Source organism: Desulfothermus okinawensis JCM 13304 (genome assembly GCF_054654515.1).
In genome coordinates, this window is sequence record NZ_BAAIEW010000096.1 from 1 (window position 1) to 296 (window position 296).

A 296-nucleotide genomic window follows, 5' to 3' on the forward strand; every position below is an offset into this window, starting at 1 on the left:
AGGGGAAAGATGCTTTTTTTTTGAAGCTAGTGCCTCTTTATAAACAGAACACGCCCTAACAAAATTTTGCGCCCATGAGGGAATGTGTAGACCATGTATGTGATTATATGAGGCAAAAGTGTTTTTGTATAGGAGACCGTCTTTTCCCTGTAAAATTCCCTTGCCCCTTTTTAGATCCAGGACAAATATCACGTCATCTCCTTTAATTTCACAACTGGAATAGTGGAATTCATGACCTAAAAATTGAGTACCTTCCTTGAAAAAGGGGTTGGAAATCAATGATATGGCCCTTGTAT

At 38.5% G+C, this 296-nt stretch carries 1 pseudogene; it reads right to left on the reverse strand.

Annotation, left to right across the window (positions count from 1 at the left end):
- A pseudogene (locus tag ACYQ0O_RS13200) lies at window positions 1–296 on the reverse strand (cobyrinic acid a,c-diamide synthase); the annotation flags it as partial.